13 protein-coding genes are annotated in these 15,534 nt (G+C 60.7%); 8 read left to right on the top strand and 5 right to left on the bottom strand.

Annotation, left to right across the window (positions count from 1 at the left end; genetic code table 11):
- Positions 1-52: 52 nt before the first annotated feature.
- The 3 genes from FHT73_RS00330 to FHT73_RS00320 form a co-directional block, all read right to left on the bottom strand.
- The gene (locus FHT73_RS00330; RefSeq protein ID WP_112399206.1) at positions 53-3,250 is read right to left on the bottom strand and encodes an efflux RND transporter permease subunit; all 3,198 of its coding nucleotides are present in this window, start codon (positions 3,248-3,250) and stop codon (positions 53-55) included.
- Positions 3,251-3,370: 120 nt separating this feature from the next.
- The gene (locus tag FHT73_RS00325) at positions 3,371-4,561 is read right to left on the bottom strand and encodes an efflux RND transporter periplasmic adaptor subunit (RefSeq protein WP_112334957.1); all 1,191 of its coding nucleotides are present in this window, start codon (positions 4,559-4,561) and stop codon (positions 3,371-3,373) included.
- Between the two features lie 170 nt (positions 4,562-4,731).
- On the bottom strand, positions 4,732-5,544 hold the full coding sequence (locus FHT73_RS00320; RefSeq protein ID WP_112399207.1) for an alpha/beta hydrolase: 813 nt from the start codon (positions 5,542-5,544) through the stop codon (positions 4,732-4,734).
- 233 nt (positions 5,545-5,777) lie between these two features.
- On the opposite strand from FHT73_RS00320, the gene FHT73_RS00315 reads away from it, so the two are divergent.
- On the top strand, positions 5,778-6,689 hold the full coding sequence (locus FHT73_RS00315) for a LysR family transcriptional regulator (protein WP_112604404.1): 912 nt from the start codon (positions 5,778-5,780) through the stop codon (positions 6,687-6,689).
- Between the two features lie 61 nt (positions 6,690-6,750).
- Here FHT73_RS00315 and FHT73_RS00310 read toward each other — a convergent pair whose 3' ends face one another.
- Positions 6,751-7,209 (bottom strand): carboxymuconolactone decarboxylase family protein, encoded by a 459-nt coding sequence (locus FHT73_RS00310; RefSeq protein ID WP_183709211.1) that lies wholly within the window; start codon positions 7,207-7,209, stop codon positions 6,751-6,753.
- A gap of 133 nt (positions 7,210-7,342) precedes the next feature.
- On the opposite strand from FHT73_RS00310, the gene FHT73_RS00305 reads away from it, so the two are divergent.
- The gene (locus tag FHT73_RS00305; RefSeq protein ID WP_183709209.1) at positions 7,343-8,227 is read left to right on the top strand and encodes a sigma-70 family RNA polymerase sigma factor; all 885 of its coding nucleotides are present in this window, start codon (positions 7,343-7,345) and stop codon (positions 8,225-8,227) included.
- 2 nt (positions 8,228-8,229) lie between these two features.
- On the opposite strand, the gene FHT73_RS00300 is transcribed toward FHT73_RS00305, so the two are convergent.
- The gene (locus FHT73_RS00300; RefSeq protein ID WP_183709206.1) at positions 8,230-8,991 is read right to left on the bottom strand and encodes a helix-turn-helix transcriptional regulator; all 762 of its coding nucleotides are present in this window, start codon (positions 8,989-8,991) and stop codon (positions 8,230-8,232) included.
- A gap of 139 nt (positions 8,992-9,130) precedes the next feature.
- Between FHT73_RS00300 and FHT73_RS00295 the strand changes: the two genes are divergently transcribed.
- The 6 genes from FHT73_RS00295 to FHT73_RS00270 all read left to right on the top strand — a co-directional run bounded on the left by FHT73_RS00295 (position 9,131) and on the right by FHT73_RS00270 (position 15,489).
- Positions 9,131-10,078 (top strand): DMT family transporter, encoded by a 948-nt coding sequence (locus tag FHT73_RS00295; RefSeq protein WP_183709204.1) that lies wholly within the window; start codon positions 9,131-9,133, stop codon positions 10,076-10,078.
- Between the two features lie 83 nt (positions 10,079-10,161).
- Positions 10,162-10,890 (top strand): GntR family transcriptional regulator, encoded by a 729-nt coding sequence (locus FHT73_RS00290; protein ID WP_112604396.1) that lies wholly within the window; start codon positions 10,162-10,164, stop codon positions 10,888-10,890.
- Positions 10,891-10,983: 93 nt separating this feature from the next.
- Positions 10,984-12,264, top strand: coding sequence for a cysteine desulfurase-like protein (locus FHT73_RS00285; RefSeq protein WP_183709202.1), 1,281 nt, complete (start codon positions 10,984-10,986; stop codon positions 12,262-12,264).
- Positions 12,265-12,433: 169 nt separating this feature from the next.
- A complete protein-coding gene (locus FHT73_RS00280) occupies positions 12,434-13,216 on the top strand; it encodes an aldolase/citrate lyase family protein (protein ID WP_183709200.1) in 783 nt (260 codons plus the stop codon).
- Between the two features lie 187 nt (positions 13,217-13,403).
- On the top strand, positions 13,404-14,612 hold the full coding sequence (locus FHT73_RS00275) for a pyridoxal phosphate-dependent aminotransferase (RefSeq protein WP_246712021.1): 1,209 nt from the start codon (positions 13,404-13,406) through the stop codon (positions 14,610-14,612).
- Between the two features lie 79 nt (positions 14,613-14,691).
- Positions 14,692-15,489, top strand: coding sequence for an ABC transporter substrate-binding protein (locus tag FHT73_RS00270; RefSeq protein WP_183709198.1), 798 nt, complete (start codon positions 14,692-14,694; stop codon positions 15,487-15,489).
- The last annotated feature ends 45 nt before the right edge of the window (positions 15,490-15,534 follow it).

Below are 15,534 nucleotides of genomic sequence, written 5' to 3'. Positions count from 1 at the left end.
TTCGGCCCCGCCCTGGCATGTCGAGTACTGGAGTTAAGTCTCGGCACGGCCCCTATTCGGCGGCGATCGGGAGTACCTCCGCCGAATGTTCGTTGTCGTTGTGGTGATGCTGCTTGAGCGGACGGTTGCCTGTCAGTCTGCGAATCAGCACGTAGAAGACCGGCGTCATGAAGATGCCGAAGAAGGTGACGCCAATCATGCCCGAGAACACCGCAACACCCATGGCGGCACGCATTTCGGAACCGGCACCGGTCGAGGTGACCAGCGGCACGACACCCATGATGAAGGCCATGGAGGTCATCAGGATCGGGCGCAGACGCAGGCGGCTGGCTTCGATCGCAGCCTGAACCGGCGTGCGACCCTCGAATTCCAGCTCGCGGGCGAATTCCACGATCAGGATCGCGTTCTTGGCTGATAGACCGACGAGCACCACCAGGCCGATCTGAGTGAAGATGTTGTTGTCTCCACCCGTGAGCCAGACGCCGGTCAGCGCCGCCAAGACGCCCATCGGCACGATCATGACAATGGCGAGCGGCAAGGTCAGGCTCTCATATTGGGCGGCCAGCACGAGGAAGACCAGGAGCAGCGCCAGCGGGAAGACGACGACGCTGGAATTGCCGGCCAAGATCTGCTGGTAGGTCAAATCAGTCCATTCGAAGTCTATACCGGGGGGCAACGTCTCATGCAGAATCTTCTCGATCGCCGCCTGTGCCTGGCCGGACGAGAAACCGGGCGCCGGGCCGCCATTGATGTCAGCCGCCAGGAAGCCGTTATAGCGGTTCGTGCGTTCCGGACCGGTCGTGGCATCCACCTTCAGCAGGGCTGAAAGCGGGATCATCTGACCCGATGCCGAACGAACCTTCAACTGGCCGATATCTTCCGGCTGAGCGCGGAACTTGGCATCGGCCTGCACGCGGACGCTGTAGGTGCGGCCGAAGGCGTTGAAGTCGTTCACATAGAGCGAACCGAGATAGATCTGCAGCGTCTGGAAGACGTCGGTGACGGAGACTCCGAGCTGCTCGGCCTTGGCGCGGTCGAGATCAGCAAAGAGCTGCGGCACGTTGATCTGGAAGCTCGAGAAGATGCCGGTGAGTTCCGGTGTCTGGTAGGCCTTGCCGATCACCGCCTTGGCCGCCTGGTCGAGCGCATGGTTGCCGAGGCCGGCGCGATCCTCGATCTGCAGCTTGAAGCCGCCTGTCGTACCGAGACCGTTGACCGGCGGCGGCGGGAACATGGCGATGAAGGCATCCTGGATGGCGCCGAACTTCTGGTTCAGTGCCATGGCGATCGCCCCGCCCGAAAGGTCGGGCGTCTTGCGTTCTTCGAAGTCCTTCAGCGTCACGAAAACGATGCCGGCATTCGAGGAATTGGTGAAGCCGTTGATCGATAGGCCCGGAAAGGCGATCGCATTGGCGACGCCTGGCTGCTTCAGCGCAATGTCCGTCATGCGCTTAATCACGTCTTCCGTACGGTCGAGGCTTGCGGCATCCGGCAACTGTGCGAAGCCGATCAGATACTGCTTGTCCTGCGACGGCACGAAACCGCCTGGAACCGTTGTGAACAGGCTATAGGTCGCTCCTACCAGCGCGAGATAGACCACCATGACGATGCTCTTGCGCGACAGCAGGCCGCCGACGCCCTTGCCGTAGTATTTCGAACCGGCTCCGAACGCCCGGTTGAAGCCGCGGAAGAACCAGCCGAAGACCGCGTCCATGATCCGCGTCAACCGATCCTTCGGCGCATGATGACCCTTCAGGAGCAGGGATGCCAGTGCCGGAGACAGGGTGAGCGAGTTGAAGGCCGAGATGACGGTCGAGATGGCGATCGTCAGCGCGAATTGGCGGTAGAACTGGCCGGACAGGCCGGAGATGAAGGCGAGCGGCACAAATACCGCGACGAGGACCAGCGCGATCGCAATGATCGGACCGGAGACTTCCTTCATGGCCTTGTAGGTGGCGTCTCGCGGACTGAGCCCGTTCTCGATATTGCGTTCGACGTTCTCGACCACCACGATCGCGTCGTCCACGACGATGCCGATCGCCAGCACCAGGCCGAACAGACTAAGCGCGTTGATCGAGAAACCGAAGACATACATCACCGCAAACGTGCCGATGATCGAGACCGGAACGGCGATCAGCGGGATGATCGAGGCACGCCATGTCTGCAGGAACAGGATGACGACGAGGACGACGAGCGCGATGGCTTCGAGCAGTGTGTCGATCACCTTCTCGATCGAGGCGCGGACGAATTTCGTCGTGTCGTAGACGATCTCGTACTTAACGCCCGCAGGCATGGCCTGCTGCAGCATGTCCATGGTCGAGCGCACGTTGTTCGCGATCTCGATCGCGTTCGAACCAGGCGCCTGGAGAACGGCGACGGCGACGGCCGGCTTGCCGTCGAGCAGCGAACGCAGCGTATAGTCTTCCGCGCCGAGCTCGACGCGGGCGACGTCGCGAAGGCGGGTGATTTCGCCATTGGCGCCCGTCTTGACGATGATGTTGCCGAACTCCTCAGGTGTGCGCAGGCGGCCCTGGGCATTGACGTTAAGCTGCAGATCCACGCCCGGCCGACTGGGTGAGGCACCGATGATGCCAGCCGCAGCCTGGACGTTCTGGGAGCTGATCGCATTGCTGATGTCACTGGCGGCAAGATTATGCTCGGCGGCCTTCTGCGGATCGATCCACACGCGCATGGAATAGTCGCCGGCGCCGAAGACCTGCACCTGCCCGACGCCTTCGATCCGGGCGAGGCGATCCTTGATGTTCAGGGTCGCATAGTTTCGCAGATAGGTGATGTCGTGGTCGGCTCCGTCCGAGACGAGGTTGACGACCACGATGAAGTTGGGCGAGCTCTTGATGGTCGTAATGCCGAGGGCACGGACTTCCGCGGGCAGGCGCGGCTCGGCCTGCGAAACGCGGTTCTGCACGAGCTGCTGCGCCTTGTCCGGATCGGTGCCGAGCTTGAAGGTGACCGTCACGTTGAGAGCGCCGTCTGATGTCGCCTGGCTGGACATATAGAGCATGCCCTCGACGCCGTTGATCTGCTCTTCGAGCGGCGTCGCCACCGTTTCGGCGATGACGGTCGGGTTGGCGCCGGGATAGGTGGCGTGCACGACAATCGAGGGAGGCACGACCTCTGGATATTCGGAGATAGGCAGCGCTCTGAGGCCGATCAGGCCGGCGACCACGATGAGGACCGAAAGAACACCGGCAAAAACCGGACGGTCGACAAAGAATCTGGAGATGTTCATATCAAAGCCCCCTCTGGGGTGAGAACGGATGCAAAGTTCCTGTCCGACGGTTTGAGAGCCGCCGGCGGATCATGTGATTTCGGAATGTCAGCCTTCTGCCCACGGGCAGAAGGCGAAGCCTTACTGCGCGGTCGCAACCTTCTCGGCCAACTGCGGCGCGACGACTGCACCGGGACGGATGCGCTGCAATCCGTTGACGACGATCTTTTCGCCGGCTTTCAGGCCGTTCTCGATCACCCTCTGGCCGTCGACCAGCGATCCGAGCTGGACCTGCCGGTAATTGACCTTGTTCTCGCCATCCACGACGAAGACGAACTTCTTGTCCTGGTCGGTGCCGACTGCACGATCATCGATGACGATCTTATTCTCGGCCTTCGGCTGCCCCATACGGACCCGCACGAACTGACCGGGGATAAGACGGCCGCCCGGATTATCAAAGACGGCGCGAACGCTGACGGTGCCGCTCGCCGCATCGACCTCGTTGTCGATCAACTGCAATTTGCCCTTGATCGGCGTGCCATTGTCGCTTGCAGTACCGATCTGAACCGGGATCTGCTCGACCGGTGGAAAAGCGCCTCCGGTTGTCGGCAGTTCGGCCAGAGCCTGGGTGACGGTCTGCTCGTTGGCGCTGAAGCTCGCATAGATCGGATCGACCGAAACCAGCGTCGTCAATGCCGGCGAGGTCGAGCCGGCCGCCACGAGATTGCCGACAGTGACGGCGATCTTGCCGACCCGGCCGGCGATCGGGGCACGGACCTGCGTATAGTCGAGGTTCAGCTGCGCAGTCTGAAGGGCCGCTTGCGCTGCCTTCAGATTGGCTTCTGCCTCGGCAGAGTTGCTGGTGCGGGTATCCATGTCGCTCTGCGAAATCGTCTTGTTGTCGAAGAGCTTCCGGCCGCGATCGATTTCCACTTTGGCGAGATCGAGCTTGGCTTTTGCCGCCCCGACCTGCGCCTGAGCTTGGGCAACCACCGCCTCATAGGGCGCCGGATCGATCGTCACAAGCAGATCGCCTTGCTTGACCAGCGCGCCTTCGCGGAAATGCACTGATTGAATCGCCCCGGCGACACGCGGACGGATCTCGACACGGTCGATAGCCTCCAGACGGCCGGAAAATTCCTGCCAGGAGGTTACGTCGCGCTGCTCGACAGCGGCAACCGTAACGGGGATCGCCGGCTTCGCAGCCTGGCTTGCCGCCTCGGTCGCCTGGGCGCCGCGCGGCAAATCCAGATAGAAGGCCGCACCTGCAACAGCCGCAGCAACACCCATGCCAGCACCCCACAGGGCCCAGCGCTTATCGTTGGACTTCATGTCAGTCTCTCCTTTGGCCCCGTCTTGGGATACGGGACCGCAAATTCCTATCGTCTCAATAAAATCAGGGGCCGAAGCACCGCGCATCCGCGTGACCATCGCTCCGGTCTCATGCCTTCGACATAGATCTAGTCCGCGCTCATCCCTCGCGAACGGGATCTCCTAGTCGATCAAGCCTGCACGTCTTCGACAAAACCCTTGAAACAACAGCAGATATCCTGCTGCCACGAAGGCTTGTCCTTCGACTGCCCGCCATAGAGGGTGGGCCAGCCTGTCCCGGCGGGAAGGACTTGCTGGCGAACACGGACGCCAGCCGCTTTCAGCCGACTGCCGTATTCCATGCTCTCGTCGCGGAGCGGGTCGTCCTCGGCCGTGAGCACCAATGCCGGCGCGAGGCCCGAAAGCCGCGAACAGTATCGAGGCGCTGCATAGGGGTGACAGACACCGCCCAGGAAACCCAGGTAACGGTTCCAACCCTCCGTCCAGCGCTCGCGCATGCCGCTTTCCTCCGCCTGGAGGAAAGATTTCGATCCCATGAACGGATCAAGCAAAGGCGAAATCAACACCTGTCCGTCCAACGAACCGGGCATCTGATCGCGCGCCTTTAAAGCGACGCCCGCTGCGACATTGCCACCCGATTCCTCACCGGCGACAAACAGCAGCGATTTTTTCGCCCCGCCCAGCGCAAGCATGTTCCGCTTGTTGCTGAGATAGGCGAGAAGTCCGTAGGCGCATTCCAGCACCTTCGGAAAGGCATTCTGATTGCAGCTCGTATAATCCGCTGCAACCACGATGGCGCCTGCCTCAGCAAGGCTTGCCGCCACCGGTCTGTTGGTCGCGTGGTCGGTATCGAGAAAGGCTCCCCCGTGCAGGTAAAGCACCAGCGGCGCCGCCTTCTTCAAACCATCACCGTTGTAGATCCGAGCTGCCACCGGGCCTGTAGGCACGTTTTCCAGCACAACATCTTTCCACGGCGCACTCATCAACCCAAATCCCTGTCTGCTCGAGCGAATATGTCCCAATCCAAAAAGCGGTTTACCACGCTTTGTGACCATATTCTCGAAATGCGGTCTTTGGCGCCCCCATGCCGCATTGCAACAACTTACGAAACAACATATTGTTATTCCGCTCTGAGAATAAGTAGCCTACATTCGATCAGACTATTCAGAATAACAAACAATCGGCCTCTTCATTTTCGGCCGAGGGGCGTCATGGAATGGACCAGTTGTCAGCAATGCGGGCATTCGCGCGTGTGGTGGAGACGGGTAACTTTACCCGCGCCGCGGCAGCCCTTTCCATGCCGAAAGCGACGGTGACGACGCTCATCCAGTCGCTTGAGGCGCATCTGCACGCCAAGCTTCTCAATCGTACCACACGGCGCGTCATGGTGACGACCGATGGCGCGCTCTATTACGAGCGCGCCATTCAGATCCTCTCGGAGATCGAGGAGCTGGACGGCAGCATCAGCAATTCGCAGAGCCTGCCAAGCGGCCGCCTGCGCGTGGAAATGGCCGGCGCCTTTGCCGAAAAAATCGTCATGCCAGCGCTTTGCGATTTCCATCAGCGCTATCCCGACATCCATATCGATCTCGGTGTCGGCGACCGGCTTGTCGATTATCTCGCCGAAAATGTCGATTGTGCGCTGCGCGCCGGCATGCCGAGCGACCAGTCGCTGATCGCCCGCCGCGTCGGCGAGATCCACCTCATCACCTGCGCAGCCCCTCTTTATATCGAGAAGCATGGGACGCCGGAACGGCCGGAAGATCTTGAGACCAACCACTATGCGGTCGCCTATTTCCGCGCGCAAACCGGCCGTACGATTCCGTTTCTGTTCGAACACGGCAACGAGGCATTGGAAATCAGCCCGCGCTATATTCTTTCGGTAAATGACAGCCGCAGCTATCTCCAGGCGGCCTTGATGGGGCTCGGCATCGCGCAAGTTCCGAGCTTCATGGCTCGCGATGCGCTTGCACGCGGCGAGCTCGTCCCCATTCTTTCCGGCTGGACCCGACCATCGCTGCCCTTGCATATCGTCTATCCGCCCAACCGGCACCTGAGCAACAAGGTGCGTGTCTTCGTGGACTGGATGGCCAAATTGCTGGTGACCTCGCGAGTGGGCGAGGCTTGAGAATGCGGACCACCGTCTTCTGACCATGCAGTGGGAAGACGGTGGCGCTCATTGCGGACGATCAGTTCCAGGATGCGCCTGCCTGCTGCCGGACCGTGGCGTTCAGCCGGTTCCAGACATTGTCGATCGCGATCGAGACGATCAGGGCCGACAGAGCCTTTTCGTCGAAATGCTTTGCTGCTTCGTTCCAGATCTCGTCGCTGACGGCATCGGACCGGTCGGCAAGCCGGGTGGCCGCTTCCCCGAGAGCCAGAGCCGCGCGCTCGGCATCCGAAAAATAGGGCATTTCGCGCCACGCCGAGACGCCGACGATTCGTTCCATCGTCTCGCCGGCCTTCTGGAGCTTGCGAAAGCCCATATCCGTGCAGACGCTGCAGCCGTTGATCTGGCTGATGCGAAGATGCACGAGGTCCATGATATTTTCCGAGAGACCCTGATCCTTGATCGAATTGCTGACGGCCAGAAGCGCTTGCAGCGTTTCAGGCAGAACAAGGACTGGGTTCTTCATACGAGCTTGCATGTTTCTTTCCTCCATTTATCAGAGCCTGTTGCGGCTCATTTCCCGACGATGCACTTTCCTGCCGATCCGATGTCACACCGGCCGGATTTCGTTCGTCATGGGTTTGACGGATGAGGATAAGGAGATGTGACCGATGGACGAAAAAAAGTGGCAGGCAGAGAAATTCGAGGCGAACCGGCCGCATCTGCGCGCCGTCGCCTACCGCATGCTCGGCTCGCGCGCTGAGGCCGAAGATGCGGTGCAGGAGACATGGCTGCGCCTGATAAGGAGCGATACGTCCGGCGTCGAAAATCTAAGCGGCTGGCTGACGACTGTCACGGCGCGCATCTGTCTTGATCTGCTGCGATCACGCAAATCGCGTCGCGAGGAGCCGCTGACCATCCATGTTCCAGAGCCGATCGTGGTGCATGAGGCTGGCAACGGCACCGACCCGGAGCAGGATGCCTTGCTCGCGGACTCCGTCGGCCTCGCCCTTCTGGTCGTGTTGGAAAAGCTGAACCCGGCCGAGCGGCTTGCCTTCGTCCTGCACGATATGTTCGACGTCCCTTTCGATGACATTGCCCCGATTCTAGGGCGCACGGCGGTCGCGACACGCCAGCTTGCGAGCCGCGCCCGCCGCCGCGTGCAGGACACGCCATCAACGACGGAGGCCGATCTTACCCGCCAGCGCCACGTCGTCGACGCCTTCTTCACCGCCTCGCGTGACGGCGATCTGCAGGCGCTGCTCGCCGTCCTCGATCCCGAAGCCGTTTTCCGTCCGGATGCGGTTGCCGCCCGCATGGGGGCGGCAGGCGAAATCCGCGGGCGCATGGATGTCGCCAAGACCTTCCAGGGCCGTGCGCGGGGAGCCCGGCTGGCGGTCATCAACGGCGCGGTCGGTGCCATCGTCGTCATCGACGGACAGCTACGCATCGCCCTTCGTTGCACCCTCAATGCAGATGGCATGATTGCCGTCATCGACGCGATGGCCGATCCGGAAGAACTGCACAAGCTGGAGATCGTTTTGATTGAAACCTGAGATTAGCGCATCTGCGTCGGGCTCGTGCCTGTGAGCCGGCGGAACATAGCAATGAAGGCCGACGCGTTGCTGTAACCCAGCTGCGTTGCAATCCGGTACACGGGCTCTCCGGCCTCGATCATCGACAGTGCAGCAACAAGCTTCAGTCGCAGCCGCCACTCATTGAAGGAAAGGCCGAGATCATCCTGGCACCGGCGCGACAGCGTGCGCTCGGTCGTCCCCATCCGGCGCGCCCATTCCGCAAGGGAGTGCCGGTCGCCGGGATCGGCTTGCAAGGCGCTCAGTAACGGGCCGAGCAACGGATCGTCGGAAAGCGGCAAGTAGCTCTCGCACCGCGGCGCCAGGCGAATCTGATCGACCAGAACCTGTGCGAGCCGCAAATCTTCGGCTGTTTCAGGTATGGTGACATCACGCGCAGCAAAATCCGCCAGGATTGCCTTAAGCAGCGGACTGATGCTGAGCGTCGATGGCTTGTCAGGCAAGTTCGCGCAAAGAGCGCGTTCGACATAGACGGTGGCATAGCGCAGATCGTGCTGGATCGCGGCGCCGTGCATCGTCTGCGGCGGCAGCCAGATGGCATAATGTGGCGGCGAGAGATAGCGCATGCCTTCGATATCGAACTCGCAGATGCCGGTAATCGCATAATTAAGCTCGCCCCACGGCTGGCTCTTTTTGGGGAAAACCGTACCCGCTCTGTAATTCTCGGTTCGGAAGGAAACCGGGTTGGGTGGATCACCCTCGATGCGTGGAGGCCTGCTGGACATGTCCTCATTTCGCTACTGACTGTCTTATTCTCGCTATATACCAGAATTCGGACAGGCAGTACAAAGCCTTTGGGATGGCGAACCCAATCCGTCCTCCTTCGTTTCGCCCCAAGCCACAAGACGACGAGAGACCATTCACATGAGCACCGAGCAGAATGCTTCCGCATCCATCGTCAGCGCGGCGGGCCTTGCGCCCTTGCTGACGGTGCTGATCTGGTCCGGTAACACGGTCGTCACCAAGGCATCCGCGGGCTTGATTTCGCCGGGCTCGATTTCCTTCTATCGCTGGCTGCTGGCCTTTCTCGTGCTCATGCCCTTTGTCGGCCGCGCGGCATGGCGCAATCGTTCCCTGCTACGGCAGCACTGGCTGAAGCTCGCCACCCTCGGTGCCCTCGGCATGGTGATCTATCAGAGCATCGCCTACGAGGCGGCCAAGACGACATCAGCTGTCAATATGGGTGTGACGATCGCTCTAATGCCGCTTCTTTCGACGGTGCTAGCCGGCCTGCTGGCGGGCGAAAAGCTCACCGTGGCGAGCCTAGCAGGCGGCACCATCTCGCTGATAGGGCTTATCTATTTGACATCGCAGGGTGATCCGATGCGCCTTGTGAATGGCGGCTTCCACATTGGCGACGGCCTGATGATCATCGCCGTTCTCTCAAATGCGCTCTATGGGGTTATGCTGAGACGCTGGGCGATGCCGCTTCCCATGTGGCAGCAGCTTTTCTGGCAGATCGGCTTTTCAACCTTGCTGCTGATCCCGATTTTCCTGATGGGCGATATCTCGCCAATCACTACCGCCAACCTACCGCTGATCCTTTATGCTGCAATCCCGACCTCCCTCCTCGCGCCGCTTTGCTGGATGATCGGTATCCAGAGGCTCGGCGCGAGCCGCACCTCGCTGTTGATCAATCTCCTGCCAATCGTCGTTGCAGCGCTGGCCTGGGCGCTGCTTGGAGAACAACTGCATTCCTATCATGCGATCGGCGGTGCGCTTGCCCTCATCGGCGTTGGGCTCGGCTTACACAAGCCTCGGGCGAAGAATGATCCGGCCGATGACGAAAGCTGGGAAACCGAGGAAGCCTGACCGCCACTCCGAGAGGCCCCTTTCCTTTCGCTCGCCCTTCGTTCTACCATGAACGAGTCCCGAGAAGCGGAGAGGAAGCAAGCGTGCGCATAGCCCTGGAACCGGTGTCCTCCAGAACGACGATCCAGGAGAGCGTCTATCAGCAGTTGCGGAACGCGCTCATGGTAGGCAATTTCGATCCCGGTCAGACGCTGACCATCGCCTCGCTTGCTGAAACCTTTGGAACCAGCAATATGCCGGTGCGTGAGGCTCTGCGCCGTCTGGCGGCTGAAAATGCTTTGGAGGTCGCAGCCAACGGCTCGGCCCGCATCCCGATCGTTACACTTGCCCGGCTGAACGATCTTTGCCGTGCCCGCATTGCCGTCGAAGGTCTGGCCGCAGAGCTCGGTTTTCCGAACCTCACTGTCAGCGACATAGCGACGCTCGATCGCATCGCCGGGGAGCAGCATGTGATCGGCCGAGGCGCTAATGTCTATGATCTCATGGCCAGGAACCAGCAGTTCCACTTCACCATCTATCGCGCCTCGGGCTCCGAGGTGCTGCTCCAATTGATCGAGACCCTGTGGCTGCGCTTCGGCCCCTATATGCGCATGCTCTCCGCCTCGGCAGAACCTTTGATGCGCAGCGGCGAACTCGATCCCGCCGGCGAGCACGTTGCCATCGTCGATGCTTTGAAGGCCGGAGACTTCGCCGCCGCCCGCGACGGTATTGTCGCCGATATCAGCCGCACCCACGAAATCCTGCAGGATTACTGCCCGGCCACGCAGGACGAGCCCCGCAAGGGCTCAAGCTCCGGTCGCCGCCAGGCCTAAACAAGAGACCAAGGAATTTGGTTGAACCTTAAAGTATTTTGTGATCAAATGATCAAAATCAGATTTCAATCCCAATATTCAGAGCGAGATCCCATGAGCTCCGCCCCTTCCGCATCGCAATTCGCCGGCCACAACAGCTTCCCGGTCGACGAGATCCGCGCCATGTTCCCCGCCATCCGGAAGGCTGGCGATTTCGTCTTTCTCGATAATGCGGGCGGTGCACAGGTGCCGCAGGCGGTCGTCGATGCGGTTGCCAATCACCTCATCGATTTCAACGTCCAGCGCATGGCGAAATACCAGCACAGCCAGGGCGTCGACCGCAATCTGGAAGAAGCGCGCGAAAGCGTCGCCATGCTGGTCAACGCCTATCGTCCGGAGGAAATTTCGTTCGGCCAGAACGCCACCTCCTTCATTCGGCTTGTCAGCCTCGGCATTGCCAAGCTGCTGGGCGAGCGCAACGAGATCGTCGTCACAGACATGGATCACGATGCCAACATCGCCACCTGGATGGCGCTGGAAGCCGATGGCGCGAAGATCATCTGGTGGCGCATGCGCGAGGACGGCACGCTGCATGTGGAAGACCTGAAGCCGCTGCTCAGCGACAAGACCCGCCTCGTCGCCTGCACCGTCACAGCGCATTCGATCGGCACGATCGTCGATGTCGCCGCCGTCTGCAAGCTGGCGCAGGCCGCCGGCGCCGAAACCTTTCTCGATTGCGTCCATTACGGCCCGCATGGCCTGATCGACGTGCAGGCCTGGGGCTGCGACTATCTTGTCTGCTCCGGCTACAAGAATTTCTCGCCGCATATGGGCTTCCTCTGGGGCCGCTATGACGCGCTGGTCAAGCTTCCCACCTTCAAGGAAGACTTCATTCCGGACGTGCCGCCCTACAAGATCGAAGTCGGCACCTTCACCTATGAGAACGTCGCCGGAATGAACGCGGCGGTCAAATATCTCGAAGGCCTTGGCCGCCGTTTCCTGCCGACCGGTGACCATAGTCGCCGCGAGGCGCTTGCCGCCGCCATGGGCGCGATCCGTCAGTACGAACTTATGCTCTCGCGTGAGATGATTGCCGTTTTGAAGCACCACGGCGCCACCATATACGGCATCTCCGACGAAAACCGCCTGGAACAGCGTGTGCCCACAATCTGCTTCAACATGCCTGATATCACGCCGCAGGAATTTGCCGATGAGATGGGCAAGCAGCGCATCGGCCTGCGCGACGGCCACATGTTCGCACCGCGCCTGATGAAACGCCTTGGCCTTTCCATGGAAACGGGTGCCATCCGCGTGTCGCTGGTGCATTATAACAAGGTCGAGGAGATCGCCCGGTTTGACGCGGTCCTGACCGAGATCATGGCGCGGCGCAAGTAAACCGTGCCTGTGAGCGGTGGCGGCGCCCGAACAACTCCGCCACCGCAATGCCCCCGTGCCGGTGCCGGATCGGTACGGAAAACTGTTCTGAGTACGGAGCAAATAGCCGTTTCGCAGTTGTATCTTTCGACCTACCCCTCGTTGAGAGACCGCTAAAATGAGGATGACGATGAGCGATTTTCGCCGGAACTGTATCGAGCAGAAGCTGCTCATCGGTACATTTGCGGCCATTCCGCATCCCGTCGCCATCGAAGTCACGGCAGCCTCAGGCGTCGATTTCCTCTGCATCGACTGGGAGCATTCGCAGATCAGCCGCGAGCGCATCGAGGATCTGATCCGCGCCGCCGATGTCCATCGCGTTCCGGCCATGGTCCGCGTGCCCGGACATGCGGCGGAGGATATTGCAGCCGTTCTGGATGCAGGTGCGGCAGGCGTTCTCGTGCCCCGTGTTTCGACGGCGGAGCAGGCGCGCTCAGTCGTCAAGGCCACCCGCTATCCCCCGCTCGGCGCCCGCGGCGTCGGTCCGGGTCGTGCGGCCGCCTATGGCTACCGTATTCCGGATTACCTCGCCAAGGCCAATGCCGAACTCGTGCTTGCCATCCAGGTCGAAACAGCCGAAGGGCTTGCCAATATCGCCGAGATCGCCGCCGTCGATGGCGTCGACCTCATCTTCATCGGTCCTGGCGATCTCTCCGTTTCGATCGACGCCATGGGTCCTGCTGGCAAGGACAGGCTCGATGCGGCGATCAGAACCATCACGCAAGCCGCACTGTCCGCCGGTCGCGCGGTCGGCATCTTTCGACCTTCAGCAGACGATGTCGGCGCATGGTCGGAAGCCGGCATCAGCTTCTTCATACTGGCAAGCGATACGATGTTTCTGGGCGTCAGCCTGGCTGCCGGCGTCGATGCCGCAAAACAAGGTAAGCATGCGCCATGGAACAAGGAAAGCTGATTTCTATCAGTGCGTTACCATTTCGAAGGGCAAGCGAAATTGAGCAGGAAGGTAGACTTTTTAAGCTTAAAATTTGTCCTTGAAATGCCGTTGTTTTTGGATAACCATTCGAAATTGAGGGGTTGCAAAAGCGAAAGTTGCCGCAGCCGTTTGAACCCTCCAATGCAGAATTCCCAGGGGAAATTTCTTGTCTCTTCTACCGCAGCATAACCTGCCGAACGTGATGACGGGCCGCGATGCTCTCGAAGGCATTCGCGCCCAGATCCGCGACATGCGCACCGACAATATCGCCGTGCTTGCCAAGCGCGCCCGCGAACTCGGCGGCGTCATTCCGCTCTGGTTCGGCGAAGGCGATATCGTGACGCCGGAGTTCATCCGCGATGCTGCGAAGAAGGCGCTCGACGATGGGGCAACCTTCTACGTCCCGAATATGCGCGGATTGGCGACGCTGAACGAAGCGCTGTCCGACTATCAGACACACTGGCATGGCCGCCCTATCCCGATCGAGCGCACCACAGTCGCCCCCGGCGGCATGCAGGCGCTCTATATGGCGCTTGAACTGCTCGTCGATGTCGGCACCAATGTTGTCTACGTCGCCCCGCAATGGCCGAATATCCATAACGCCATCCACCTGATCGGCGGCGAGCCGCGCGCCGTGTCACTCGATTTCGATACCGACTGGCGCCTCGACCTCGACAAGCTCTTCGCCCGCTGCGATGCCCGCACCCGAGCCATCTTCCTGTCGACGCCCTCCAATCCCACGGGCTGGACCGCCTCGCGCGATGAGATGCGGGCGCTACTCGATTTCAGCCGTCGCACCGGCATCTGGATCATCTCCGACGAGGTCTATGCCCGCCTCTATTTCGATGGCGACATCGCCCCTTCGATCCTGCAGGTGGCCGAAGACGGCGATCGCGTCATCGCGATCAATAGCTTCTCGAAAGCCTGGGCTATGACCGGCTGGCGGGTCGGCTGGCTGACGCACCCATCGGCCGTCGCCGACCAGCTCGGCGCGATGACGCAATATATCAATAGCGGCACCTCGGCCATGGTTCAGGCGGGTGCCGCTGCCGCTCTGCGCGAAGGCGAGCCGCTGGTTTCAGAAATCCGCGAACGCATCAAGGCCGGCCTCGATCTGGCCTATGAGAAGCTGCCGAAGATACCGGGCATCATCCTGCCCGAAAAGCCGCGCGGCGGCATGTATGCCTTCTTCGCGCTGCAGGGCGAACCCGATGCGACGGCGCTCTGCGAGCGCATTCTCGAAACGGCCCGCGTCGGCCTAGCGCCGGGATATCACTTCGGCGAGGCGTCTCGCGCATTCCTGCGCATGTGCACCTTCCGCGAAACCGAACAGATGCGCATCGCGCTCGATCGCATGGTCAACGCGATGACATGATACGGCCGCCGGTCGGGCGGACGGGAATACCGCGGGTGAGAGGAAAAGCCCGCGGCCATAACCAGAGGGAGACTAAAAAATGTCCATTACTCGTCGCGGTCTGCTAATCCTGGCGACCGCCGTCGGCCTCGCCGGCGGAAGCCATTTTGCCTATGCCGCCGATGTCTTGAACGTCGGCTCTTATCCAAACAACCCGCCCTTCGAATATAAGACCGCGAATGGCGGCTTCGAAGGCTTCGAGGTCGATATCGTCAACGAAGCGGCCAAGCGCGCCGGCATGACCACGAACATCGCCGACTACGGCTTTCAGGCCCTGTTTGCCGCAACCAGTTCCAAGCGCATCGACGTGGCGATCTCGTCCATCACGATTACGCCGGAACGCCTGAAGTCGCAGTCTTTCACCCAGCCCTATTACGACTCCGATATGGGCGTCGCCGCCAAGGACGGCAGCTCGATCAAGGCGCTTGCCGATCTCAAGGGCAAAACCATCGGCGTACTGTCGGGCTCGACGGGTGAAAAATGGGTCAATGACAACAAGGCCGCCCACGGCTTTGCCGACGTCAAGGGCTACAACTCGCAGCAGGATATGTTCCTCGATCTCGGCGCCGGCCGCATCGATGCCGTCGTCAGCGATATTCCCGGCATGCAGTATCTCTTCGTCAAGACCAAGGGCTTCGCCATCAAGGATCGCATCAAGACCGGCGAGCAATATGGCCTGATGATGACCAAGGATTCGCCGCTCGTCGCCAAGATCAACGATGCTATCACCGCGATGAAGAAGGATGGCACGCTGGAAAAGATCCACGAGAAGTGGTTCGGCGGCAAGGCGCCGGCAGGCTCCTCGACCGTCACCGAACTGCCTATCCCCAAAGCGTGATCAAAAGATCATTATCGAAATGAAACTACGCCGGTCGCAACGATC

Source organism: Rhizobium sp. BK098, assembly GCF_014193155.1.
Classification (GTDB): Bacteria; Pseudomonadota; Alphaproteobacteria; order Rhizobiales; family Rhizobiaceae; genus Rhizobium.
This window is presented reverse-complemented; position numbering and strand designations above follow the sequence as displayed.